Genomic DNA, 7,804 nt, shown 5'->3' on the forward strand with positions numbered 1-7,804 from the left:
TGAGGGGGTTGGGGCGTGGCGTGACAAGCGTGCTCCTACTATTGCCTATTTGTAGCCGAGTTTCCGGCGAGTGGCGGCTACGCGTGGAATGTTTTTCACGCGCTCGAGGATATCGAGCGAGGATTGGGGGATGGGATTGGCTTGGACTTTGAGGGACTGGATCTTTTCGCCGCCGTCGTCGGAGCCCCATTTCCATTCGTAGTCCTGAGGCGGAGGGTAGGAATCGACGCCTTCGGTGTGTTCGGAGCCGAGGAAGGCGAATATTTTTTCGGTCCAGTGGATGGGTTCGTCGACGAGGTCCTCGTAGCGAACCCAGAAGTTCTTTGCGCCGTCGTCGGGGAAGCGGGAGAGCAGACTGTCGTAGGACTTGGACCAATAGTTGGCGAGCCACCGGTCGATGGGGCCTTGGGGGAGGTAGGGCTCGATTTTGCGGAAGACCATCTTGCGCAGGGAGGCCACGTTGGTGTGCACGTCGCGAGTGAGGATGAGGTGGCGCGTTTCGGGGACGTTGGGAAGCTTGGGGTAGCGACTGGCGTCGTGGAACCAGGCGGGTCGCTTGAGAACGATGATGCGCTCGTCGCAGAGAGCATGGATTTTCTCGAGCGCGTTGGCGGACTGGTACTTGGTGAAATTGACTTCTGGCAGGCTGGAGATGTCGGGGGCCGCGGACATGAGAGCCTTCAGCAGGGTGGAGCCTGAGCGCATGGTGCTGAGCTCGATGGCGATGGTGCGTTGGGCGGTTCTCGGTGCTGGGTTTTGAGTCATAGACGGCAAATCGGGAGTGCGTTTCAAGTCGCCTATGGGTGATGAGGAAGGTCTCGGGTGGAGCCAAGGTTTTTTGGCGGAGGGGTGGCGCTGGGGTAAAAAAGCTTTCCTTGGATCGCCATGGCTCTAGGGTTCGGGCTCTTTTTCTATCATGCCAAACTCACAGTCACCCATTACGAACGTGTTGGCGGAGCGTTACGCTTCTCCTGCGATGAAGGCAATTTGGTCGCCCGAGGGGCGCATCCTGATCGAGCGCGACTATTGGATCGCGGTGATGAAGGGGCAGCGCGAGTTGGGCTTGAACATCCCGGTCAAGGCAATCAAGGCCTACGAGAAGGTGAAGGGGAACATCGACCTCGCCTCCATCGACGCTCGCGAGCGGATCTGCCTGCACGACGTGAAAGCCCGCATCGACGAGTTCTCGGCCTTGGCCGGCTACGAGTACATCCACGTGGGCATGACGAGCCGCGACTTGACGGAGAACGTGGAGCAGCTGCAGGTCTTGCGGGCTTTGGAGCTGGTGCGTACGAAGGTGGTCGCAGCCCTCAACAAGATTTCCGAGCGAGCGGTCGAGTACCGCACCCTGATGATCACGGGCCGCACTCACAACGTGCCGGCTCAAGCGACGACCATGGGCAAGCGTCTAGCTATGGGCGGGCAGGAGCTCCTGATCGCCATTGACCGCTTGCACGACTTGGTGGAGCGTTACCCGGCCCGCGGCTTGAAAGGCGCGGTGGGTACGCAGCTCGACCAACAAACGCTTTTCGAGGGCGACGCCAAGAAGGTGTTGCAGCTGGAAGAAAAGATCGTCGAGCACCTCGGCTTCAAGCGTTCGCTCAAGAACGTAGGCCAGGTCTATCCGCGTAGTTTGGACTTGGATACGGTAACGGCGCTCGAGCAAATCTCCTCTGCGGCCGCCAACATGACGAACACGATTCGTTTGATGGCTGGGCAGGGCTTGATGACGGAAGGTTTCCTTAAGGGGCAGGTCGGTTCCTCGGCCATGCCGCACAAGGTAAACTGCCGCAGCAGCGAGCGTGTGCATGGTTTCTGCACACTGCTCAAGGGGTATGCCGCCATGGCCTCTGGGCTCGTGGGAGACCAGTGGAACGAAGGCGACGTCTCCTGTTCGGTGGTGCGTCGCGTGATGTTGCCGGACTCCTTTTACGCGATCGACGGCTTGCTGGAAGCTTACATCACGGTGCTCGGCAACATGGGCGTTTTCGAAGAAGCGATCGCTGCGGAGAATGCGGTGCAGCTGCCATTCTTGGCCACCACTTCGATCTTGATGGAAAGCGTTAAGGCGGGCGCGGGACGCGAGGTCGCCCACGAAGCGATCAAGGAAGCGGCTCTGGAAGCCAGCAAGTTCATTCGCCAAGGCCGCGGCCAGGAGGCGGACTTGATCGGGCTGCTTGCCAAGGACGAGCGCATCCCTCTCGGATTGAAGGAGCTGCAGGCGATCATCGGCAACTCGAAGCGTTTCATCGGGGCGGCCCCTCAGCAGGTCGACCAGTTCAAGCGCGAGGTGGCCAAATGGGTGAAGAAGTTCCCTGAGGCGACCAAGGTGAAGCCCGGTCGCATGCTCTAGGCTGTAAGTTTAGTTTTGATACAAGGAAGGCCACCTGCGATGGGTGGCCTTTTTTCTTGTTGGAGCTTGAAGTGCGCTCCCTCCGAAGCGCTTACCTGACGTAGGCGTAAATTGGATACCGGTCCAGGATGCCCTCTTTATCTTGTTCGCTCACAAGCAGAAGGGTGTCGCGCGATTGTTCGTCGGGCGTTTTGGGAGTCAGCTTGACGATGTATTTCAGGCCTTCGGTCACCGTTTCAATCTCGTATTCGAATTTGGCGGGCAGGTCCGGATCCTTGCGTTCGAGTTCCTTGAGGATCATTGGATGCTTCTCGTGGAAAGTGACCTCGATGTCTTGGGTGGTGGGCTCGGAGTTGATTTTCCAAAAGCGCACGCGTGGGTTGAAAGTGACCGGTATGGGGATATCGACCTCGAGCTTGAGTTCGTAGGTGTCTTGGGCGCCGGTGGCATCCTCGGTGACTACCGTGATGACCTTGTGCTGCTTGCCCTGGCGGGAGCCGATATCGAAAACGGCGTTTAGCTCCCCGCTTTCGCCCGGTTCGTAGACCTTCTTGCTCAGGGAGGGGACGGTGCAGCCGCAGGAGGCGGACGTTTCGATGATGGTCACGGTGGATTCGCCAACGTTGGTGAAGGGGTAGGTGGCCTCCACCTTTTTGTCGCCAAACTCCGTCTCGAAATGCTGCGTCTCCTTTTTCCAATCCAGGGATGCCGCGAAGATTGCGGCGGGCAGGGCGAGCCCTGTGAGGGCGGCCGCCAGCAGGCGGAGAATGGGGGCGGGGGACTTACAAGATTGGGATGAAGTCATGTTGCTTTCGATGATCGAGTTGAGTTGTAAAAGTTCAATCCTTCTTTCGAACGTAGCTCGGCGGAACTCGATTTCGAACCGGGCGCTTTTGCGGATTATTTGGGTTGTGTGCGGCCGAGCGTCAGTTTGTGCTGCGCGGACTATGAGCAGCTTTTCCAGACCAGACGGGCGCGACAGCGACGCCCTGCGCGAGATTTCTTTCCAAGCCGACTTTGCGGCCAACGCCACGGGCTCGGTCCTCGTGAGTTTTGGCGACACCAAGGTCATCTGCGGCGCGATGCTGGAAAAGCGGGTTCCGGGCTGGATGCGGGCCCAGAATGTTTCGGGCGGCTGGCTGACGGCCGAATATTCGATGCTGCCCTACAGCACGCTCGATCGCAAGCAGCGCGACTCGAGCCGGGGCAAGCAAGATGGGCGCGGCGTAGAGATCCAGCGTTTGATTGGCCGCTCGTTGCGGGCGGTCATCGATTTGCAAAAGCTTCCCGGCCATACCTTGTGGGTGGATTGCGACGTGTTGCAGGCCGATGGCGGCACGCGCACGGCTTCGATCACGGGCGCGTACCTGGCGGCTCGACTGGCCGTGCAGAAACTCCTGGACGAAGGTACGCTCAAGGAAAACCCGTTCAGCGATTCCATCGCAGCTGTCAGCGTCGGCATCTACGAAGGGCAGCCGGTGCTAGACTTGCCCTATCTCGAGGACCGGGACGCCAGCGTTGACTTCAACGTTGTGATGACGGGCAAGGGCGAGTTCGTGGAACTGCAAGGCACGGGCGAAGAGGCGACGTTCTCGGAGGATGAGCTGGCCAAGCTGATTGGCTTGGCGAAGAAGGGCATCAAGGAATTGTCAGCAATGCAGGCAAGTTTCCTGACCCAGCGCTTGCTGGGCGATCTGAAGCTCTAGTTTCGCAGGCCATCACGTCGCTGCTCTTGTGAAGAGTAGACGGCGGGCCTCGCCCGTATCCTTCATGAATATGCTTAGGCCGATTCCTGAAATTGGCTAATCCGCCTGACGGTTTGAGCATTCATTTCTTTGTTTTGGGCAGTTGGGGTGTTGATTAACAACTGAGAAGCGTTTTTGCTCTGCTCGCTAATTTTCCAGCAAAGGCTATGAATATTCACGAATACCAGGCGAAGAAACTATTTGAAGAATATGGCATCCCTTGTCCAAAGGGTGCCGCGACAAGTTCGAGCGACGAGTTCGAGGCTTGCATCGACAGTCTGGGGGAAGGCCTGGTTGTCGTGAAATCGCAAATACATGCGGGTGGCCGCGGCAAGGGAACCTTCACCGACGGTTTCAAGGGGGGCGTCAAGCTCGCCAAGACCAAGGAAGAAGCCATTGAGTACGCCAACAAGATGCTCGGCAATACGCTGGTTACCATCCAGACGGGCGAAGCGGGCCGCAAGGTGCAAACCATCTACTTTACCGAAGGCGCCGACATCAAGAAAGAGTACTACCTCGCGGTCTTGCTCGACCGCGCCACTTCCCGTCCGGTGATCGTGGCTTCGACTGAAGGCGGCATGGACATCGAAACGGTTGCCGAAGAAACGCCAGACCGCATCTTCAAGGTTTTCATCGATCCGGCATACGGCCTCGCGGACTTCCAGCTCCGCGAACTCGTGACCAAGCTCGGCCTCAGCAAGCTCGAGTCCAAGAACGCGGCCAAGCTCATCCGCAACCTTTACACCATGTTCTGGGAAAAGGACGCGGATATGATCGAGATCAACCCGCTGATCACGACCGAGACCGAAGACGTGCTCGCCCTCGACGCGAAGGTCAGCTTCGACTCCAACGCCCTTTACCGCCACCCCGAGATCCAAGCCCTGCGCGACTTGAACGAGGAGGACCCCAAGGAAATCGAAGCTTCCAAGTTCGACCTCTCTTATATCGCGCTCGACGGTTCCATCGCCTGCTTGGTCAATGGCGCCGGCCTCGCGATGTCGACCATGGACATCATCCAGCACTTCGGCGGCAGCCCGGCCAACTTCCTCGACGTGGGCGGCGGCGCCTCCAAGGAGCAAGTGATCGCAGCGTTCAAGATCATCCTCGGCGACCCGAACGTGAAGGGGATTTTCGTCAACATCTTCGGCGGCATCATGGACTGTGACGTCATCGCTAACGGAATCGTGGACGCGGTGAAGGAAGTCGGCCTCGAGCTGCCGCTGGTGGTTCGCTTGGAAGGAAACAACGTAGTCGCGGGCCGCAAGACGCTCGACAACTCCGGCCTCACAATCGTCACCGGAAGCAGCATGGCGGACGCCGCTGAAAAGATCGCAAACCTCGTCGCCTAACCACTGCCGACCTCAACACCATTTAAGACATGTCTATTCTCATTACACCCGAGACAAAGATCATCATCCAAGGCATCACCGGCGAGTTCGGTGCGCGCCACGCCCGTCTCTCCTTGGACTACGGCACGCAAGTCGTAGCCGGCGTCACGCCCGGCAAGGGCGGTCAGGTTTTCGAGCACGACGGCAAGAGCGTGCCCATCTATAATTCGGTCAAGGACGCTGTCGAAGCGACTGGCGCGACTGTATCCGTAATCTTCGTACCGCCTCCTTTTGCGGCAGACGCCATCCTCGAGTGCGTTGACGCCAAGGTAGACCTGGCGGTGGCGATCACCGAAGGTATTCCCGTGCGTGACATGGTACGGGTCAAGCGTGCCATGGCAGGCAGCGCGACGCGACTCGTGGGACCGAATTGCCCCGGTCTGGTTAGCCCGGGTGAAGGTGAAGACTCTAAGGGCGGTTGCCGTATCGGTATCGCTCCCGGCTACATTCACAAGAAGGGCCACGTGGGCGTGGTTTCGCGTTCCGGTACTTTGACTTACGAGGCGGTTTACCAGCTCACGGTCAAGGACATCGGCCAATCCACTTGCGTGGGAATCGGCGGAGATCCGGTTAACGGCACGTCTCACCTCGACGTGATCAAGCTCTTCAACGAAGACCCTGACACCCACGGCATCATCCTCATCGGCGAAATCGGCGGAAACGCGGAAGTCGAAGCGGCTCGCTGGATCAAGGACAACTGCGACAAGCCAGTTGCTGGATTCATCGCGGGCGCTACCGCTCCTCCAGGCCGTCGCATGGGCCATGCGGGAGCGATCGTCGGCGGCGCGGAAGACACTGCGGAAGCCAAGATCAAGGTCTTCAAGGAATGCGGTATCGAAGTTGCGGCTACGCCATCCGACATGGCTGACGCCTTGCTTCGCTCCGCCAAGGCCAAGGGCGTAACGCTCAGCTAAGCGCGAGAACGCTTCGGCTGATTTCGATTTTGAGGACGCCTCCCGATGGGGGGCGTCCTTTTTTGCGTGTAGGGCTGCCGCTTGCTGTCTGGTCAAGATACATGGTTAACAGGTGTTAACAGACATGGTTAACACTTCTGTATGCCGTGGATGGAGACCGATAAGATAACCCAAAGAAGAGATTTCGTCTTCCTGGCATCGAAGCCTGGAGCGAACAAACGCGAGCTGATCCGCCGTTTCGGCATAAGCCCGCCGACTGCCTACAAGTGGCTGGAGCGCTACCGCAAGGAAGGCTTGCCTGGTCTGGAGGACCGCTCGCGTCGGCCGGCGGGGCAGCCCAACAAGAGCTGCCCCGAGGTGGAGAGGAAGGTCTTGGAGCTTCGCCGCAAGCACGACTGCTGGGGAGCGCGCAAGCTGCGCCGCCTGCTGCAAAACGCCGGGGAAAAGGAGCTTCCCTCGGCGACCACCGTGCACAACATCATCCGCCGCGCCGGCTTGCTCGGCCAAGGCTCTCGCCCGTGCGTGGCGCCCAGGAGCTTCGAGCGTTCGCAGCCCAACGAGCTTTGGCAGATGGACTTCAAGGGGCACTTCGAGATGGCCGGGTCGAAGCGCTGCCACCCGCTCACCGCCTGCGACGACCACTCCCGCTTCAACCTCATCCTCAAGGCCTGCGAGGACGAGAGGACCTCCACGGTGCAGGAATGCCTGCTGTCATGCTTCGGCAAGTACGGGCTGCCTTGGGCCATCCTCTGCGACAACGGTTCGCCCTGGGGGCGGGGGTTCGGGGCGGCCAGCGAGCTGGAGGCCTGGCTGCTGCGCCTGGGGGTGGAGACGATCCACGGCCGCCCCCTGCACCCCCAGACGCAAGGCAAGGAGGAACGCTTCCACCAGACCCTCAAGCACGAGCTGCTGGGCAGGACCACGCTGTGGCGCGACCTCGAGCATTGCGACCGGGAGTTCGCCCGGTTTCGCGAGACCTACAACCACGTCCGCCCGCACCGCTCGCTCGATCTCGACTGCCCCGCCGACCGCTACCGCGCCTCGGAGCGAGCCTTGCCCGCGACCATACCCCACTGCCTGAGCTTCTACGGCGAGGCCGAGCAGGTGCGCAAGGTGAAGAGCAAAGGCGACCTGATGTTCAAGGGACGCAGCTTCTTCATCGGAAGGGCCTTCATCGGGGAAAGCGTGGCGATAAACCAGTTCGACGATCTTCGCTGGGAAGTTTTCTACTGCTGGAAAAGCTTGGGGATGATCGACCTGAGCCGCGCGACCAAGCCTAGAAACAACTACAACGCGCTTCTTGCTCCCCCTGGACGCCTAGGCGTCCAGGGGGAGCAAGAAGCCCACCTGAAAAGCGTTAACCATGTACCTTAACATGTGTTAACTATGTCCTTGCGCTAAACA

The 7,804-nt window shown here is 59.6% G+C and carries 7 protein-coding genes; 5 read left to right on the plus strand and 2 right to left on the minus strand.

All coding sequences use genetic code 11. The features are described from left to right. Positions 1 to 45: 45 nt before the first annotated feature. Complete coding sequence (locus tag IEN85_RS18585) at positions 46 to 765, minus strand: sulfotransferase family protein (protein ID WP_191618615.1); 720 nt, start codon at positions 763 to 765, stop codon at positions 46 to 48. Positions 766 to 916: 151 nt separating this feature from the next. Here IEN85_RS18585 and purB point away from each other — a divergent pair, with 151 nt between their 5' ends. Continuing rightward, positions 917 to 2,353, plus strand: a complete 1,437-nt coding sequence (gene purB / locus IEN85_RS18590; RefSeq protein WP_191618616.1) for an adenylosuccinate lyase — start codon at positions 917 to 919, stop codon at positions 2,351 to 2,353. Positions 2,354 to 2,444: 91 nt separating this feature from the next. On the opposite strand, the gene IEN85_RS18595 is transcribed toward purB, so the two are convergent. Then, positions 2,445 to 3,158: a DUF1573 domain-containing protein gene (locus IEN85_RS18595; RefSeq protein ID WP_191618617.1), complete on the minus strand. Its 714-nt coding sequence runs from the start codon at positions 3,156 to 3,158 to the stop codon at positions 2,445 to 2,447. Between the two features lie 142 nt (positions 3,159 to 3,300). Between IEN85_RS18595 and rph the strand changes: the two genes are divergently transcribed. The 4 genes from rph (at position 3,301) to IEN85_RS18615 (ending at position 7,774) form a co-directional block, all read left to right on the plus strand. Further along, positions 3,301 to 4,059, plus strand: coding sequence for a ribonuclease PH (gene rph / locus IEN85_RS18600; RefSeq protein ID WP_191618618.1), 759 nt, complete (start codon positions 3,301 to 3,303; stop codon positions 4,057 to 4,059). 206 nt (positions 4,060 to 4,265) lie between these two features. Then, positions 4,266 to 5,447 carry an ADP-forming succinate--CoA ligase subunit beta gene (gene sucC, locus IEN85_RS18605; RefSeq protein ID WP_191618619.1) on the plus strand — a complete coding sequence of 394 codons (1,182 nt, stop codon included), beginning with the start codon at positions 4,266 to 4,268 and terminating at the stop codon, positions 5,445 to 5,447. A 29-nt stretch (positions 5,448 to 5,476) separates the two neighbouring features. Continuing rightward, positions 5,477 to 6,400 (plus strand): succinate--CoA ligase subunit alpha, encoded by a 924-nt coding sequence (sucD, locus tag IEN85_RS18610; protein WP_191618620.1) that lies wholly within the window; start codon positions 5,477 to 5,479, stop codon positions 6,398 to 6,400. A gap of 141 nt (positions 6,401 to 6,541) precedes the next feature. Further along, complete coding sequence (locus tag IEN85_RS18615) at positions 6,542 to 7,774, plus strand: IS481 family transposase (RefSeq protein WP_191617113.1); 1,233 nt, start codon at positions 6,542 to 6,544, stop codon at positions 7,772 to 7,774. Positions 7,775 to 7,804: the final 30 nt, after the last annotated feature.

The sequence above is a fragment of the Pelagicoccus enzymogenes genome (assembly GCF_014803405.1).
Classification (GTDB): domain Bacteria; phylum Verrucomicrobiota; class Verrucomicrobiia; order Opitutales; family Opitutaceae; genus Pelagicoccus; species Pelagicoccus enzymogenes.

Excerpts from the sequence above, each read along its gene's own strand:
- IEN85_RS18585 (WP_191618615.1), bottom strand. The coding sequence starts at position 765 with ATGACTCAAAACCCAGCACCGAGAACCGCCCAACGCACCATCGCCATC.
- purB (WP_191618616.1), top strand. The coding sequence starts at position 917 with ATGCCAAACTCACAGTCACCCATTACGAACGTGTTGGCGGAGCGTTAC.
- IEN85_RS18595 (WP_191618617.1), bottom strand. The coding sequence starts at position 3,158 with ATGACTTCATCCCAATCTTGTAAGTCCCCCGCCCCCATTCTCCGCCTG.
- rph (WP_191618618.1), top strand. The coding sequence starts at position 3,301 with ATGAGCAGCTTTTCCAGACCAGACGGGCGCGACAGCGACGCCCTGCGC.
- sucC (WP_191618619.1), top strand. The coding sequence starts at position 4,266 with ATGAATATTCACGAATACCAGGCGAAGAAACTATTTGAAGAATATGGC.
- sucD (WP_191618620.1), top strand. The coding sequence starts at position 5,477 with ATGTCTATTCTCATTACACCCGAGACAAAGATCATCATCCAAGGCATC.
- IEN85_RS18615 (WP_191617113.1), top strand. The coding sequence starts at position 6,542 with ATGCCGTGGATGGAGACCGATAAGATAACCCAAAGAAGAGATTTCGTC.